This window comes from Photobacterium sp. GB-50 (assembly GCF_003026755.1).
GTDB lineage: Bacteria > Pseudomonadota > Gammaproteobacteria > Enterobacterales > Vibrionaceae > Photobacterium.
In genome coordinates this window covers 143,478-158,690 of sequence record NZ_PYNX01000006.1, presented here as the reverse complement: position 1 = coordinate 158,690, position 15,213 = coordinate 143,478, and the positions used below count along the sequence as shown (strand labels likewise).

Below are 15,213 nucleotides of genomic sequence, written 5' to 3'. Positions count from 1 at the left end.
TTTATTTCTTATACGCAATTTTAAGTAGATCCCACTCAACTTCATTCAATTGAAACCAAGCAATTGTCTTTGAATTTTCGAACGAACTAGGGTGATGATTTTCAATGGTATGAACAGCTCCATTTTGTTTCCATCCAATACGAATGATTGGCCCTAATAGCGTTTCTTGGCGTTCTGTCGTTAGATCCGCGAACCAATACTGCAAATATTTAGGGTTATAAAATCGAACGACATAGGGTTTGTGGGTAGGGCTAAGCATTAGCACAAGAGTTTTTATGTAGTCTTCAAATTGTTCATCATTTAACTGACTTGCAAACACTGCACTGCTAGAGAACCTCGTCAATATTTCTTCCACTTTATTTGATGGAACCTTTACCCAAAGAGGAGAAACAGATAAAGAGTCAGCCAAAGGTGTATTGGTATACCACCAAAAGTAATCGAACCCTTGCGCTGTAATAAAATTAAGTGATTGTTGACTATCTGGAGTATCAATAACAATCCAATGGTTTTCACTTTCTAAGAACATGCGTGTTCTCCATTACATAATCCACAAGTTGTTTTACCTTCTTGTTTTAAACAAACCCCCACGGCTGCCAAATTTAGTTTTGCGGCATGCTCTAATGCTTTTGTTGGTGAGTGAACGAGTGGAGAAACGGACTCAATTTTATGTGCCGCTTCAACCGCACGCGGTAATAACGGTGATAAACCCCCAAAGCCAGAGCCACTGCCCGCACTGCCACCTGCATTGATGTTGACCGCTGCCCCTGAAATTGAAACGCCAGATGCATCTATTTTGATAAAGCTGCCGCCAGCCTTCAGCGTGATTTCAGCACCCGCTTCAATCACGGCTTTTGAGCCTGCTTTAAGGTGTACTTCATTACCCGCATCCACCAATAATGCTTGGCCTTGTTTCATGTGTAAGCTGCCATCAACCGCAACGGTTTGATCGGCTTTTACATGGGTACGGCTTTCACCGTCGACGGTTAGGTGGTCGTGGGTTTTGATGTGGGTGAAGCGTTCATTGTCTACATCAAGGTGTAAATCGTGTTTGATGTCGTCTTTGCGATCGTTTTCCACCAACATGTTCACGTCTTTTTGCGCGTGAACATATATTTCTTCTTTGCCTGCTTGGTCTTCAAAGCGCAGCTCGTTATAGCCATCACCTTGGTGTGTTTCTGTGCGCAATACCGTACGGGTTTTATTGGCAGGTAACGGGTAAGGGGGCTTGTTGGTCGCATGGTAAGTGCGGCCTGTGATAATCGGTTGGTCTGGATCACCCTCCAGAAAATCAACAATCACTTCATGACCAATACGGGGTAGTGCGAGCATGCCATATTGGCTCCCCGCCCAACCTTGGGAGACTCGTATCCAGCAACTCGCATTGTCATCACTGTTACTGTATCTATCCCATGGGAATTGGACTTTGACCCGACCGTATTCATCACAGTAAATCTCTTCGCCTTCAGGGCCCACAACCATCGCAATTTGTGGGCCGTCTACACGAGGCTTAGCCGTGTAGGTGGCTCGCCATGGGCGATGACCGGGTATCACAATAAAATCATTGTTATAGGTTGTTACGCCTTGTCCGCCAGCTTCTTCTAATGCTTGCGGTTGCGTGCCCATATGGTTAACCGCCACCACGAGCCATTCGTCATTACATTGCTCATCATCGTGTTCTTGGAGAGTGAAGTTCACCCCAGCAATTAAACCGTGGGTGTTACTTTCACCATAGGCTGTATTGGCATCACGACGTAATGATTCGAGTCGAAAAGAAGTAAACGGCTTACCGCTGGCATCGTCTTTGTAACGCCCAGGGTAATCGTAATGTTCGTAATTGGCTTGCTGGTAATCGGCTTCTTTCGCATTGGCCGTTTGTAAGAAGCTATAAGCCGGCTTTTTAAAGCTGTAATCTTTGAGTTGCGCTGATGATGGGCGCATTTGCGTATGGCGAGCAAAGGTGCGCACAAAAGGCACGCCACTTTGCCCACCACTGCGGCTGTTATAAGGCAGTGGTGCCGCCAGTCGAGCGGCACTTTGGGTGTCATCAGAAAAGCGCAGGGTATTCTTTTTATTATCATGGACAAAGCTGTAAAACAGGCCTTCTTCTGCGGCAATGCGGTCGATAAAGGCTAAATCTGTTTCACGGTACTGGACGCAATATTCACGCGGCACGTAATCTCGCGTTAAAACGAAATCAACATCGGTAATCCCTAATTCTTGTAGTATCACCGAGATAATTTCAGGCACCGTTTGTGTTTGAAAGATACGGCTATTGTGGCGCAACGCGAGGCGGGCTGCTGGCGGTACAAATTCCACCTGATACAAGGTGTGGTGATGACCTGTGTCACCTTGGGTAAAACGTCGAATAATGCCATGCCATTGCTGTTGCTGTTCACCGTCTCGCCAGACCGTGAGCGTGGCCGTGTTATCGACGGTTTCTTGCGGCGTATAGGCCGGGTGACGACTGGCTAAGTCGATGGTAAAGGCGAAAGGCATAGACAGGTTGTCAGTGCCTGAAAATTGCGTGACGGCAAAGGCATCAGCCTCTAGCCCATCGACTTCGAATGTAAATTGCAAACCCGTTTTTGTTGCCATACTGACCTCGTGGTTAAACCTTTGCTAACGTCGGCCTTGCGGCGTATTTAGCAAAGGCATAAACGAAAAGCAGCCTACACAGTTGTGTAGGCTGATACATAGTTGAGTGCGATTACGCTTCTAGCGGTGCACGCCAGTCATCAGCACCAGATGTGCCAGATACCGTGTGATCCCAGTTAATTGCACGGTAAGCCATTGATACTTCGATAAGCTGCGTGAAGTCTTCTTTTGATGAATCTTGGCAGTGTGGCATGTGGGTGTTGATATCAACAATCGTTGCATCGGTCAGCGTTGTGGTGAAGTAGTGCTCTTGTTTACCTTCAACCGATGTGCGGTACCACTTTAGCTCTACAGACGGTAGCATTTCACCTGATGCCAATGAGTTGTACATCAGAGGAACGGCTTTGTTCAGTGCCACGGTAAATTTAAATGGCTTGTGAACACGTTGACCTGAAGGCTGACCTGATTGTGGGTCTGTAGGAACAGTAACAACGTGCTTGAATTCTTGAACAAGCATTTGGTCTTCGTGACCTTCAACATAGATGTTACCGACAGAATCAGGTGTGAATGCACCCGCTGTAATATTACCCTGAGTTTGGCCTTGGATCGCGATATAACAAGGAGTTGGCATCTTAGTATCCTATTTTATGATGGAGTAAATGACACAGCCTATGCTGTGATGACGTGCTGTTAGAGCAGGAAGTGTGCCAAACTTTAAGTTACTGATAAGTATGGATTTTGCGTTTTTACGCTATTATATATCGAGCAAGATCTTGCCCGGCTGGGCAACTTATTGCTCGATTTGGGCAAGTTCTTGCTCGGTAAGCTAAATGTAAAATGCTCGAAATATGAAGTTAGAGAGGGGGGTGGTAGTTATTAATATGAGTTTGGCAGCGTGAGGTGTAGACCTTCTGGTCGAGTATGACTTATTGAAATCAGTGACGACGATTTTTTACGATAAACCAAGCGTTAAAATAGATTTTCCATATATTTTCTAATACGAATCTCCCCAAATAGAGCTAAGAATCTAACTCATTTATGTCCAAAAACGAGTTTGCATACTTTTTAAAGTGGATTAAATAAGGTATGCACAATCCACAGTGGGTTTCGCTTGAGTGAATATTAAAGGTAGCCTCAGATGAAATTAATCAGTAGATACAGAGTCACTATCCTTTTGAGCGTTATCGGGTGGGGATGTCTGGCTGTTTACACCTATAAAGGCTCTTATGTCGATGACAATGGCGTGTTAATTGAATCGTTTGGTTTTATTCCTCTGTTTTGGCTATTTCAATTATTGGCATTGGTGAGCTTGATTTATACCGCCTTGAAACACAGAAAAACGAGGTAAGGTATAAGGCTCAAATAAAAGCGACGCTGTAATTTATACGGCATCGCTTTTTTATTATCTTTTGTATGCAAATGAAGTGGGTTTTCAACCTTATCGTGACTCGAACGGGTAATAACGATAATTTTCCATACTACAAGTAAGCACTACATCACGACAAATGCCGAGTCATTCACTAGTCACTGGCTGTTTTGTCACGATAGTCATTATTGTGATACCAGATATGTAGCTTGTAATGCTTTTGGATAAAACCATTTACTATCTAATATTCAGTTAGTTAAGATTGTGGTTAGTGATGGGGATGAACAAGGATGTATGATGAAAAAACGGTTTTATTACCCAATGGTTGCGGCTTTCATTTTGCCAACCTTCTTTAAATCTGCGTTTGCCGATTACAGTAAAGAGTTTGATCAGTGCATTGATACGTTAGGAGCCTATAGCCCAGCCGTTGTTAAATGTATGAACGAGGAATTATCGAAAAGGGATAAATTGCTCAATACGGCTTATAAGCAATACATGGCGAGAATCCAAGATTTTCGTAAAGAAGATCTAAGAAAAACCCAACGATTATGGATTCAATACAGAGATGCTAAGTGTGGCATGTTTTATCATAGTGAAAGTGGCTCTGGTGGGTTAGAGGATTTACACGACTGCCTAATTACAGAAACTATCCAGCGCACGAAAGAGCTAAATGAAGGTTGGTAGTGTAAGCATGAAAGGGGCTGCAACGTCTTTCTATAATGTTATAAAAAAGCCCGATTTTTTAAATCGGGCTTTTTTTATCTATTCTTTCTAATTCTTACTTGCTAATAACGCGTTTGTTAATAAGGGGCGATGCTGGGATCAACACACTGGAAAATCTGACCATTAGCGTCACTTCTTAACAGCAATTCATGGCTTAATCGGGCGACTTCTCCCCGAGTGATCGCGCCATGCACTTCTTTATGTTGTGATAACTCACCTAGCTGGGTTGGCTCACCATCTTTCAGTCCGCCAGGTCGTAGAATCGTGTAATTCAAATTGCTGCTTTGTAGCCAAGCTTCAGCGAGTGTTTTTTCACGCACTGCGCTGCCAAAACCTGCTTTTGCACGGTCTGAAAGGTATTGCCAACTATCACCACAACCCAGTGAAGTAATTAACAATAAGTGTTGTGAAGTGCTTTGTTCTAATGCATTTGTTAAATAGCGGTGGCCAATGTAATCGACAGGCGTATCAGAGCGAAAACTGCCCATTGTCGAGATATTAAAAGTGTTGTCGGGCAGTGCTGATACCGCCGCTTCAACTTGTTGTTTATCTGTTGCGTCACAACAAATGGACGTTATGTTGTGCTCGGCAAGCTTGGTATTTTTATTAGGGTTACGTGCAATGGCGATAACGTTCATACCTTGAGCATAAAAGTAATCTACCATTGCTGCGCCTAATCCAGTTGAAGCACCCCAAATTGCAATATTCATTACGTAAAAATCCATCTCAAATAACAGTAATGATAATAGTTTGCATTATTCTAATGGTGGAGTCATTAGTTTGGTTGATTATCTGTTTGTTATTAGTCGACTTAGAGAATTGCGTAAATGAAAAAACGTTGCCATCTCAGTGATGACAACACTTTGATTTATATACTGGCTTTTGTTTCAAGAAGTCGCTTAGTGCGCTTGTTTAACTCTCTTTGTTGTCAAACAGGGCGTTTGAGTTTTCGGCTTAGCCGCTCAATATTATTCTGTTAGCGGTAGCTCTACCTCACCAGTGGCACTGGTTCCCCAGTTAAAGGTTTTATCGTCTTTCCCTGTAATTTTCGCTGTGCCGTTTGCCAGCCAGCTATGTTGGCTATTGGTATCTTCATCATAATCAAATGGGGTGGTACCTAATGATTCTGCCGTCCAATAGGTGACATCTACGGTTTTATCGTCACGGAAGAAGCCTCTGAACGATGCGCTATCTGATCCTGTTTCATTCACAATAAAGTGAATCGCGTTATCATCAACAAGGCGATAATTTAATGTGCCATCGCTAATGCTAGCAGCATGAAACTTGACGTTATCTTTGGTTTGAATTTTGAAGTCGGTTTCGCTAGAACGGGTAATATCAAGCACGCCACTGATCAACGAAATGCTAGAAAACTGAGTTTGGCTTACTGCGTCTTTATGATCGGCGATGTTACAGGTAAAGCCTGTCAGCGTCAGGCTAGGATTTTTGTTTGATTCAGCCGTCAAACATTGGCCACCAATATAAATAATCAATGTATTAATGTCAGTTGAGATCTGGGCATAATTTTGTTTTTGTTGGCTCGATAAGCTATCGATATTTAGCCCAACGGTTTCTACAATCGCATCTTCAGCATCATTAGAACCACACCCCAGCAATAAAGCCGATGCCAAAGCTAAAAGACTCCATTTTTTCATAGCATATTCCTATTGTTTATGTATGAAAGATCCCAACAAAAAAGTCAGTATCTAAGTAATCGTACTTTTGAGATTAGCTAAAGCTTTTTGATTTGATTGTCTTGAAAGTAATACTGTTATTCAATTAAAGATCATCGTTTCTTATGTAATAGGCACTCGGTATTTAGCACTTTTCTGTCGCAAATTGTTCACACTGGTAGCGATCAATCATGCGGTTGATACTTTCAGGTGAAAGTAAAAGGTGTGGCTTACTCGGCAGTGATAACACTATATCAACCACAGGTAAGCTAGGCAGGTGCGGGGCGGTAAGCTCGATCAGATCATTCGGCATGCTGCATTTCGCCATCGCAGAAATTGCCAAGCCTTGTCTTACTAAGCCTTTGTTTGCTGTTGCACTGCTGCAACAACTGACGAGCTGATAATGGCGGTTACGTTTTATGAAGCCTTCAATGGCGGCATCGTGGAATTTACAGTCGCGTTGGAATAATACAATTGGTAAGGGTTGCAGGTTAACAATGTCGTGATGTGGCGAGCCAACCCATATACCTTTGTCGGTTTGGAGAAAATAGCCTTCTTGTGAGGTAGGTGAACGGGTAACAATAGCAAGATCAAGTCGATTACTGTCAAGTAAACCTTTTAAATATACGCTTGGCGCACAAGTGATTTGCAGGCTAATGTGTGGGTGTTCTTCACGGAGTAAAGCCACAATATAGGGCAAGATAGACTCCGCATAATCATCAGGACAACCAAGGTGGATGGTTTGTTGCGGTAACTTGTTTTTAAGTTCTAGCAAGGCTTCATCGTGGGTTGCGATAATTTGGGTGGCATGCGTTGCTAAGCGTTGCCCATCTTCTGTTAATACCAGCATTCGACCATCTTTAGTAAATAGCTGAGTATTGAGTTCATCTTCAAGCTTTTTCATCTGCATGCTAATGGCAGATTGAGATCGAAAGCTTTGCTTGGCTACGCGGGTGAAACTGCCAGTTTCTACGAAAGCTAAAAAGCTTCTTAATGCATCAATATCCATATGATATCCCTCTATTTAGCAATAAAAACATAGCGTTAAATCACTTCCATAACAAGCGGTAAATACTTCAATATTATTGATAGTTGGTATTCGTATTTTACGATAGTCGAATCGTGCTTTGCTGATTACAGTTAACTTTATCAATGAGGGCGGAAAAGTGCTTTCAGTTCAAACCCAGACAATACAAGGAGTGGTTATGGTTGTTTATGGCGATTTACAGTCGGGAAATTGTTTGAAAGTGAAGTTGATTTTGTCACTGCTAGGGATTGAGCATCAGTGGCAGCATATTAATATTTTGGAGAACGAAACCCATACGCCTGAATTTTTAGCGTTGAATCCTAATGGAAAAATCCCTGTTGTGGTGTTGGATGATGGCCGAGTGCTGTATGAGTCGAATGCGATTTTGAGTTATTTCGCAGAAGGCTCTGAATATTTACCCCAAGACAGTTTTCTCAAAGCTAAAGTCTATCAATGGTTGTTCTTCGAGCAGTATTCGCATGAACCTTATATTGCGGTAGCACGTTACATTCAAGTTTATTTGGGTATGCCAGCAGACAGAGTTGAACAGTATGAAGCGTTACATGCAAAAGGCTATAAAGCCCTCGATGTGATGGAGCTGCAATTGTCGAAATCACACTGCTTGGTAGGTGACAATGTCACGATAGCGGATTTTGCATTATATGCTTACACCCATGTAGCTGATGACGGTGGTTATGATTTACGCGACTACCCACACATTAAGCGTTGGTTAAAAGCGGTCGGGCAGTTACATGCCAGTGTCGATCTGAAAGAAGCGGTGTAATGTGTAATTAGAGGGATAAAGGTATGTCACTTGTTATGTCAGATACGTTATTGACCGGATAAAGAGGTGTATTTGAATTTCATCGACGCAAGTGGTTGCCTTTATTGGAAAAGATCAGCGGAAAACATCACGGCTATTTTCTTCCATCTGAGGGTCGAATAACACTGCCTTAGCTTTTGCAGTTCTAAGAGCCTCACTGCTTATGAACCGTATGGAAGGGATAAATTTGCAAAGCAATAGATCGCATTATCAAATATGAGCGTAGTTTATTATCCGACTTTTTTGAAAAAGGAGAATGACGAATCATGAAGCTGGCACAATTCAATATCGCAAAGGCAAAATACCCATTAGATGCACCTGAGATTAAAGACTTTGTTGATAACTTAGATAAGGTGAATGCGATAGCTGAAAGCTGTGATGGCTTTGTATGGCGCTTAAAAGATGAATCTGGTGATGCGACGAAAATTCAGCTATTTGATGATCCTTCTATCATCGTCAATATGTCGATTTGGGACTCGGTGGATGATCTTAAAAACTTTATGTTCCGCACGCATCATAAAGATTTTATGCGCCGTAAAAGTGAATGGTTCCATGGCTTAACGGAAGCTAATTATGTTTTATGGTGGGTTGAAGATGATGAGATCCCCACGCCACAACACGCTGTGTCGCGACTTGAGCATTTGCGTGAACATGGCGAAACGCCTTATGCCTTTTCATTTAAATCCCGTTTTACGCCAGATGACTTATTGTTGCTGGATGAGCTGATTATAAGTAATCGATGAGTGGCGGGTATTAAAAATTCAATCTCAGTTTGTTTGTCAGTTGGCGGCTATGATTGGTATTAATGGTAGAACAATCTAAGCCAAAAAAGGTGTATGTCATGTTTACTGTTAAAGAAGCCACCCTTGATGATTTAACTCACGTTACGCCTTTGTATGAGGCATATCTAACGTTTTATGAAGTAGATTATAGCGAGAAAAACCCACTTCAATACCTGCAACAACGCTTAGGAAATAAAGAGTCGGTTATCTACTTTGTGGTTGATGAACAAGGGCAATATGTTGGTTTTACTCAATTATATCCGCTGTTTTGCTCGCTTGAAATGAATCGTACTTGGTTGCTTTATGATCTGTTTGTAACCGAATCTGCTCGCCAACATGGGGTTGCGCAGTTGCTGCTTGATCGCGCTGATCAGTTAGCGAAAGAAACTCAGGCCTCTTTCATTATGTTAAGTACTGCTATCGATAATTTAAAAGCGCAGAACTTATATGAAAAAAATCACTACGAAAAAGACACTGAGTTTTTTACTTATCTAAAGCATTGTTAACGTTAGCGTTGATTTCTGGTTTTTCATTAGTTTGATGGTTAAAGATCTTACTAGCAATAAAGGCTGTAAATGGAATGGTAAGCACAATACCGATACTGCCTGCCAAACCGTGAATAATGCTTAACGCGATCACTGGGGTATTCATAAACTGTTCAACAGGCATTGAAAGACCCCAGACCATCATGATGGTGGTGAGCGAGCTACCTGCAAACGCTAAAATTAACGTGTTTGTCATGGTTCCCATGATGTCTTTGCCTATGTTCATGCTGGCAAGCATCAATTGCTTGGGAGTGAGTTTAGGATTGGCTTGTTGTAGCTCTTGATACGATGAAGCAATTGAAATGGCAACGTCCATCACGGCGCCTAGCGCGGCAATCATAATGGTAACAAACATCAGCCAACGCACTTGAATAGGATTGTCTGTGGCAAGGTAAATGACATCCTCACCTTTATCTAAGTAAATACCTGATAGGTGTGCCCATTCGCCAAAGGTTTGAGCAAAAATACCCGCCATGATAACCCCAACTAAGGTGCCTAATATCGCACACAGACTTTTCTTGTTATAACCAGAAACTAGGATGAAATTAACGACAATTTTTATTGCCATTAATTCGATAGTGACCAAGGCTGGGTTTATTCCGTCAAATATGGCTGGAATTAATACGCCAATGATCAGTGCGGCTGTGAAATACAGTGAAATCACAGCGTTTAAGCCTGCGCGTCCACCAAACAATAAAATAAGCCCAATAAAGACCAGTGCCATGGTGTAGATGGGAGTAGTACGCTGGTGGTTAAACGCCCAAAAATGGCTGCCGTGAATGGTTTCGCGGATCATCAATATGAATTCTGAACCTTTATCCAATAACACGTTATGTTGACGACTTAATGGGTTATTGATTTCAACGGTTTCATTGGCATGCTCACCTTCAAGTACTTTGATTTTTAGGTGTTGTGTACCGCGATATATCCCAGGCGCTAAATCATCTTCAAAGACATTTTCATCGATGATGTTTTCCACTTTTGCGGAGACGAAATGCTGAGATTGTGTTTTATTTGGATGGAAAGATTGGCTCAACAAAGGGGAGTAAAGAAAAATAGCTGTTGAGAGCGCAAAAATCATGATCGGGAAAACGTATTTTTGAAACATGTGGCCTACAGAGATAGTCAGAGAAAAAAGCGGTAGAGGGTATCTACCGCTTAGGGTGTTGAAAGCTATAAACGATTAAATTTTGTTATTTGGATCAACCGTCCAGCTACAGCCAAGGTTGAGTGCTTCTTTCGTTGCACTGCCGTCTGCTTTATAGGCTTTGTTTTCGAAATAACTGGTTGGATCGTTCATGTTTAACGCATGACTAATACTTGGGTATTTCACGTTATCTGGGTTGATATGAATACACAGTTGTTGATGAGTAAACTGTTTCCAGATATCGCTATTAGCACGGTTCTTTGTGATTTCACCGTTCGGTGCTAACTGCTTAATTTGCCAGTTATTCGTGGTGTTTAGGTGCTCATCGTTGATGCTAATACCGTTATGCTCTGTTACGTAAGCGGTGATCATATCTCGGATTGCTGGAACCGTTGCATCACTTGAATCGTAGAACACATCATCTTTCGTGAACCAACCATTAGTGACCCCTTGGGTACCAAAGCGGTATGAGTTTAATGCTAGTTTGTATGTCGCATTTGGATCAAACGCTTTGCCGTCAACAAGGGTGATGTCAACACGATCACCTGCAGGCTTTGTAAGATCAACGGTGTATTCAATGGCACCATCGAATAAGTCGTAGTTATACGCTTGAACTTCTGGATTAAATGAAACGGTTAAATCACCTTCTTTGTAAGTATTGAAGTAGTTGTATGACCACTCCATGTACTCTTTAAGGTGTGCACCTGTGATGTTTACGCCAATGAGTGCGTTATCGTATTTGTACAGGTTTGCGGAGTCTTTACGTTGGTAGTCTTGACCATCACGTAGGTTAGAAGTGTCGCTAAATAACGCAGCAGCAGAAATTGTCGCCCCTGATTTTTCACGCTCAATGAACTGAATTAAGTCAATCAGTGCGCTGTCTTGTACTTTTGCTTTGTGAATGGTGCTGTATAGTCGCGTACCTAAGTCATCAACAAAGTAGTCATCGTTTGTTGCTTCATCAGCACCGCCACCGTTAACAAAGTCACCGTCTATTTTGCCCAAAATTTCACGAGCATCTTCTACAGAACGATCATGAATATCTTGGTATTCATCAACCATGTTCTGATTTTCTGCGATCTCTTTGGTATCAAGGTTAGAAAGGGTGGTATCAACGATTTTCCATTTACCTGACGCATCTTTTTCAACGTCAATTTTCGCCATGGCTAAATCTGAACCCCATTTACCCGGTTCAATGATTTTTACTGAACCTTGGCGATTACTGTCGTCGTATTTACCTGATTTTGCTTTGTCTTCAACTAGGCCACTTTTCACACTGATGTCGTTACCGTTAGGATCGTCTTTTTTCACGGTTTCAATGTAAGTTGCGTGTTCGTGTCCTGCCATGATCACATCAAACTTATCAGCCAGCTCTGCGGCAATGTTGTATACGCCCACACCTTGATCGGTTCGACCTAAGTGCAGCGCACCAACAATAATATCCGGCTGGTGGCGAGCAATAACATCGTCAACGACAGCACGTGTTGCATTTAGCTCGTCTTCAAACTTTAAGCCTTTGAAATGCTCGGGTGCTGATGCTTCCCAGTTAGGGACATAAGAAGGGGTTAAACCAATAACCGCTACTTTACAGCCGTTAACGTTATAAATCTGGAAGCCACGCAGATAGTTTGCGTTATTTGATTCCCATTTGATGTTGCTAGAAATTACCGCGCCATCAAAGTTTTCTAAGTTACGGTCAAGGAATGAGCGATCAAAGTTAAATTCGTGGTTACCGGGCACCCATAAGTCGTAATTAAGATATTGTAAGGCATCGATCATTGGATGCGTTTCCATATCATTAAATAGCTGTGCTGAATTGCCTTGTACCGTATCACCGATATCTAACAGAATAAGGTTAGGATCTAAAAGGCGTTGTTGCTCTAAGATAGTAGCAATACGGGTTAAACCTGCGTGTTTGTCTTCAGCATCAATGGCATAGTCATAGCCGCGAAGGCGACCGTGTAAGTCAGACGTTGCAGCCAATGTGATGGTTTGTTTGTTTACTTGTTGATCACCTTTACTAACCACTTCTGGAGTGTGGGTCAGTGTTTGTCCATCAATAACTTTATTGTTGTCATCATGGTGGTGGTGGTCATCATTACAGCCAACAAGGGCAATAGAAACAGCTAGGCTTAATGATAGAATTTTAAATTTGCGCACTATTCGAGTTCCTTAACGAATAAAAGATAGTTTCTTGGTAGGGGAGAAACGGCGCGATAATAGGAAGCGAATGTAAGCGTTGTGTCAGCGTTATATGATGCTTCTGTCATTGATTTAAATAATGGGACTTTGCTTGTAAATTCTTATTCTGAATGATTTAGGCTATTAAGATAAAAATATGAAGAAAGGTGAAATAAGTATGGCTGGTCAATATTGTGTTGTTTTAACAACGTTTTCAGATCCCAAGGTAGGGAAAACTATTATCAATGAGCTGATTAGCCAGCGTTTAGCGGCGTGTGTACAGGTGATGCCTATTCAGTCTTATTATCATTGGCAAGGTGAAGTGAATTGCGATCAAGAGCAGCAAGTGTTCATTAAAACCAAAACATCATTGTTTGAAGAGGTTAAAGCCACGATTGTTGCGCTTCATGATTATGAAACCCCTGAAATCATTCAACTACCGATAACAAATGGTTTTGGTGATTATCTTTCATGGATAGACAAAGAATGTCGCTAATTTAACCCAGTAAGTTAAAAACAGTGACTTTTCTTTGATTTATCTATTGGGTTTAGGTAAAACTAAAGCATATATTGTGTTGCTAATTTGATAAATAACATAAATTTTCACCTTAAAAGAGAACGGTAAGGTAAGGCAACACACAAGGATGAGATAAACCGTGGCAAAAGACATTGCTACGGCTTTATAAAAATTAAGCAGGTGTTATCTATTGGGTAATACACTGTGACAACATGGAAGTGAGCATTTATGTCGGATCAATATCAACCCACCCCTGAATCTGAACTGCGTGTCCGTTATAACGACATCACACGCGGTGTTTATTTTATTGGTACAACCCCACCAAAAACCAGTACACCGATTGAAGATGTTGAAGGTATTGCTGATCGTTTAGTTGATCGTATTCGTGATCTCGCTATTGATGGTTTGATTGTTTACGATATTCAAGATGAAGCATCACGTACTAATAAGCCGCGTCCGTTCCCTTTTAAATCGACCCATGATCCTCGTCATTACTCATCACTTTTGAATAAGAAAACCGACCGTCCTGTGATCACTTACAAGAGTGTGGTGCAGTCAGAAACGGAAGCGTTTGATGAGTGGCTAAATGAAGCGTGGGATGAGTACCGTGTACGTGACATGGTATTAGTGGGTAGTCCATCGGCGAAAAATGATGTTTCACTGCCATTATCTACGGCATATCAAACGCTGGCTGAAAACCGTAATGACTTCTTTACCGGCGGTATTATGATTGCTGAGCGTCATGCTAAGAAAGGTAATGAGCATGAACGTTTAATTGAAAAGTATAAGCAAGGTTGTAACTTCTTTATTTCTCAAGCGATTTACGATACTCAGGCGACGATTGATATTCTGACTCGTTACGCGATTGAGTGTAAAGAGCAAGGCTTAAAACCGCAGCGTATTATCTTAACCTTCTCACCTTGTGGTAGTGCAAAAACGTTAGAGTTTATTGAGTGGCTAGGTGTAAGCGTTCCTGAAGCAACAAGTTTGCGTATTTTGAATGCGGAAAACCCACTGCATGAGTCGATTAAGATGTGCTGTAACAGCTTAAATCAGATCTTGGATGCGGTAGTGGAGTATGACTTACCGCTGGGCTTAAACATTGAAAGCTTAACTAACCGTAAAGAAGAAATTGACGGTTCTATCTTACTTTACAAGTTGCTACGTTCTTCAATGGATAGCCACTTAGCAAAGCATGAATTCCGTTTGTTAAAGCGTAAAGCTCGCGCGAATAAACTCGCATCTGCTTAACGTGTTCTAGTAACAAAGATTGCTAATAAAAATGGCTACCGACTTGAAAGAGCGGTAGCCATTTTTGTATCTGTTTCTTTTTTAATTCTCTTTAGAGAGAGTAGCGTTAAGGTTTAGGTATTTGGCAATTTTTTTCTGAGGCGGGTTCGCAGCCTCCAGTACATAAAATATCACCAAGGTCGTTTTTTATCGCAAAGCCACCATCTTGTTTGGAACACTGGTAGTTATCTTGTCGGTCTTTGATGCATTGCCCTTTACCACATAGTGGGTTGCCGAGTTTATCTGCGTAGATATGACCAAAAGGCGGCGGGCATACATAGTCACCTAAGGTTGTTTTTAGACAGTAACTAGCACTCCATGACGGGAGAGAAAACAAGAGTAATGTTGCTAATAATATCGATCTCACCATGTATTCCTTTTTCGCTAGTTTGAAAGCAGTAACGTTATTGAGCTATATGATGTATTAATAGTGGCTAGGCTTATATTTGCTAATAGTGATGTAATTATAGTGTGATTGTGTGAGAGAAGCTGAGACAGATAAAAATCAGGAATAATTCTGATCCTGCGTCTTTGATTAATGCGA

The 15,213-nt window shown here is 41.7% G+C and carries 16 protein-coding genes; 7 read left to right on the top strand and 9 right to left on the bottom strand.

Annotation, left to right across the window (positions count from 1 at the left end; genetic code table 11):
- Position 1: 1 nt before the first annotated feature.
- From C9J41_RS10695 to C9J41_RS10685, 3 genes are all read right to left on the bottom strand, one after another.
- Positions 2–526, bottom strand: a complete 525-nt coding sequence (locus C9J41_RS10695; protein WP_045131087.1) for a DUF4123 domain-containing protein — start codon at positions 524–526, stop codon at positions 2–4.
- Positions 517–2,595 (bottom strand): type VI secretion system tip protein VgrG, encoded by a 2,079-nt coding sequence (locus C9J41_RS10690; RefSeq protein ID WP_107208777.1) that lies wholly within the window; start codon positions 2,593–2,595, stop codon positions 517–519. Before C9J41_RS10690 ends, C9J41_RS10695 begins: the two co-directional genes overlap by 10 nt.
- Before the next feature lie 112 nt (positions 2,596–2,707).
- A complete protein-coding gene (locus C9J41_RS10685) occupies positions 2,708–3,226 on the bottom strand; it encodes an Hcp family type VI secretion system effector (RefSeq protein WP_005365509.1) in 519 nt (172 codons plus the stop codon).
- A gap of 507 nt (positions 3,227–3,733) precedes the next feature.
- On the opposite strand from C9J41_RS10685, the gene C9J41_RS10680 reads away from it, so the two are divergent.
- Both C9J41_RS10680 and C9J41_RS10675 read left to right on the top strand, forming a co-directional pair.
- Entirely contained in the window at positions 3,734–3,943 is a 210-nt protein-coding gene (locus C9J41_RS10680; protein ID WP_107292228.1) for a DUF3955 domain-containing protein, read from the top strand.
- Positions 3,944–4,255: 312 nt separating this feature from the next.
- Complete coding sequence (locus C9J41_RS10675) at positions 4,256–4,645, top strand: lysozyme inhibitor LprI family protein (RefSeq protein WP_233220408.1); 390 nt, start codon at positions 4,256–4,258, stop codon at positions 4,643–4,645.
- Positions 4,646–4,761: 116 nt separating this feature from the next.
- On the opposite strand, the gene C9J41_RS10670 is transcribed toward C9J41_RS10675, so the two are convergent.
- The 3 genes from C9J41_RS10670 to C9J41_RS10660 form a co-directional block, all read right to left on the bottom strand.
- A complete protein-coding gene (locus tag C9J41_RS10670; RefSeq protein WP_107294543.1) occupies positions 4,762–5,394 on the bottom strand; it encodes an SDR family NAD(P)-dependent oxidoreductase in 633 nt (210 codons plus the stop codon).
- A 258-nt stretch (positions 5,395–5,652) separates the two neighbouring features.
- Positions 5,653–6,339: a hypothetical protein gene (locus C9J41_RS10665; protein WP_107206902.1), complete on the bottom strand. Its 687-nt coding sequence runs from the start codon at positions 6,337–6,339 to the stop codon at positions 5,653–5,655.
- 163 nt (positions 6,340–6,502) lie between these two features.
- Positions 6,503–7,366 carry a LysR family transcriptional regulator gene (locus C9J41_RS10660; protein WP_107206903.1) on the bottom strand — a complete coding sequence of 288 codons (864 nt, stop codon included), beginning with the start codon at positions 7,364–7,366 and terminating at the stop codon, positions 6,503–6,505.
- Between the two features lie 196 nt (positions 7,367–7,562).
- On the opposite strand from C9J41_RS10660, the gene C9J41_RS10655 reads away from it, so the two are divergent.
- The 3 genes from C9J41_RS10655 to C9J41_RS10645 all read left to right on the top strand — a co-directional run bounded on the left by C9J41_RS10655 (position 7,563) and on the right by C9J41_RS10645 (position 9,495).
- Positions 7,563–8,168 (top strand): glutathione S-transferase family protein, encoded by a 606-nt coding sequence (locus tag C9J41_RS10655; protein WP_107294542.1) that lies wholly within the window; start codon positions 7,563–7,565, stop codon positions 8,166–8,168.
- Between the two features lie 305 nt (positions 8,169–8,473).
- Complete coding sequence (locus C9J41_RS10650; protein WP_107206905.1) at positions 8,474–8,950, top strand: DUF3291 domain-containing protein; 477 nt, start codon at positions 8,474–8,476, stop codon at positions 8,948–8,950.
- 98 nt (positions 8,951–9,048) lie between these two features.
- Positions 9,049–9,495, top strand: a complete 447-nt coding sequence (locus tag C9J41_RS10645) for a GNAT family N-acetyltransferase (RefSeq protein ID WP_107206906.1) — start codon at positions 9,049–9,051, stop codon at positions 9,493–9,495.
- Here the strand turns inward: C9J41_RS10645 and C9J41_RS10640 are convergent.
- Complete coding sequence (locus C9J41_RS10640; protein ID WP_107294541.1) at positions 9,473–10,642, bottom strand: YibE/F family protein; 1,170 nt, start codon at positions 10,640–10,642, stop codon at positions 9,473–9,475. The genes C9J41_RS10645 and C9J41_RS10640 overlap by 23 nt on opposite strands.
- Positions 10,643–10,717: 75 nt before the next feature.
- The gene (locus tag C9J41_RS10635; protein ID WP_107294540.1) at positions 10,718–12,841 is read right to left on the bottom strand and encodes a bifunctional UDP-sugar hydrolase/5'-nucleotidase; all 2,124 of its coding nucleotides are present in this window, start codon (positions 12,839–12,841) and stop codon (positions 10,718–10,720) included.
- A gap of 199 nt (positions 12,842–13,040) precedes the next feature.
- On the opposite strand from C9J41_RS10635, the gene cutA reads away from it, so the two are divergent.
- Together cutA and C9J41_RS10625 are read left to right on the top strand one after the other, a co-directional pair.
- Positions 13,041–13,358 (top strand): divalent-cation tolerance protein CutA, encoded by a 318-nt coding sequence (cutA, locus tag C9J41_RS10630; RefSeq protein WP_107261367.1) that lies wholly within the window; start codon positions 13,041–13,043, stop codon positions 13,356–13,358.
- A 249-nt stretch (positions 13,359–13,607) separates the two neighbouring features.
- Entirely contained in the window at positions 13,608–14,630 is a 1,023-nt protein-coding gene (locus C9J41_RS10625; RefSeq protein ID WP_107206910.1) for a methylenetetrahydrofolate reductase, read from the top strand.
- A 106-nt stretch (positions 14,631–14,736) separates the two neighbouring features.
- On the opposite strand, the gene C9J41_RS10620 is transcribed toward C9J41_RS10625, so the two are convergent.
- The gene (locus C9J41_RS10620) at positions 14,737–15,039 is read right to left on the bottom strand and encodes a hypothetical protein (protein ID WP_233217807.1); all 303 of its coding nucleotides are present in this window, start codon (positions 15,037–15,039) and stop codon (positions 14,737–14,739) included.
- Positions 15,040–15,213: the final 174 nt, after the last annotated feature.

Excerpts from the sequence above, each read along its gene's own strand:
- C9J41_RS10695 (WP_045131087.1), bottom strand. The coding sequence starts at position 526 with ATGTTCTTAGAAAGTGAAAACCATTGGATTGTTATTGATACTCCAGAT.
- C9J41_RS10690 (WP_107208777.1), bottom strand. The coding sequence starts at position 2,595 with ATGGCAACAAAAACGGGTTTGCAATTTACATTCGAAGTCGATGGGCTA.
- C9J41_RS10685 (WP_005365509.1), bottom strand. The coding sequence starts at position 3,226 with ATGCCAACTCCTTGTTATATCGCGATCCAAGGCCAAACTCAGGGTAAT.
- C9J41_RS10680 (WP_107292228.1), top strand. The coding sequence starts at position 3,734 with ATGAAATTAATCAGTAGATACAGAGTCACTATCCTTTTGAGCGTTATC.
- C9J41_RS10675 (WP_233220408.1), top strand. The coding sequence starts at position 4,256 with ATGATGAAAAAACGGTTTTATTACCCAATGGTTGCGGCTTTCATTTTG.
- C9J41_RS10670 (WP_107294543.1), bottom strand. The coding sequence starts at position 5,394 with ATGAATATTGCAATTTGGGGTGCTTCAACTGGATTAGGCGCAGCAATG.
- C9J41_RS10665 (WP_107206902.1), bottom strand. The coding sequence starts at position 6,339 with ATGAAAAAATGGAGTCTTTTAGCTTTGGCATCGGCTTTATTGCTGGGG.
- C9J41_RS10660 (WP_107206903.1), bottom strand. The coding sequence starts at position 7,366 with ATGGATATTGATGCATTAAGAAGCTTTTTAGCTTTCGTAGAAACTGGC.
- C9J41_RS10655 (WP_107294542.1), top strand. The coding sequence starts at position 7,563 with ATGGTTGTTTATGGCGATTTACAGTCGGGAAATTGTTTGAAAGTGAAG.
- C9J41_RS10650 (WP_107206905.1), top strand. The coding sequence starts at position 8,474 with ATGAAGCTGGCACAATTCAATATCGCAAAGGCAAAATACCCATTAGAT.
- C9J41_RS10645 (WP_107206906.1), top strand. The coding sequence starts at position 9,049 with ATGTTTACTGTTAAAGAAGCCACCCTTGATGATTTAACTCACGTTACG.
- C9J41_RS10640 (WP_107294541.1), bottom strand. The coding sequence starts at position 10,642 with ATGTTTCAAAAATACGTTTTCCCGATCATGATTTTTGCGCTCTCAACA.
- cutA (WP_107261367.1), top strand. The coding sequence starts at position 13,041 with ATGGCTGGTCAATATTGTGTTGTTTTAACAACGTTTTCAGATCCCAAG.
- C9J41_RS10625 (WP_107206910.1), top strand. The coding sequence starts at position 13,608 with ATGTCGGATCAATATCAACCCACCCCTGAATCTGAACTGCGTGTCCGT.
- C9J41_RS10620 (WP_233217807.1), bottom strand. The coding sequence starts at position 15,039 with ATGGTGAGATCGATATTATTAGCAACATTACTCTTGTTTTCTCTCCCG.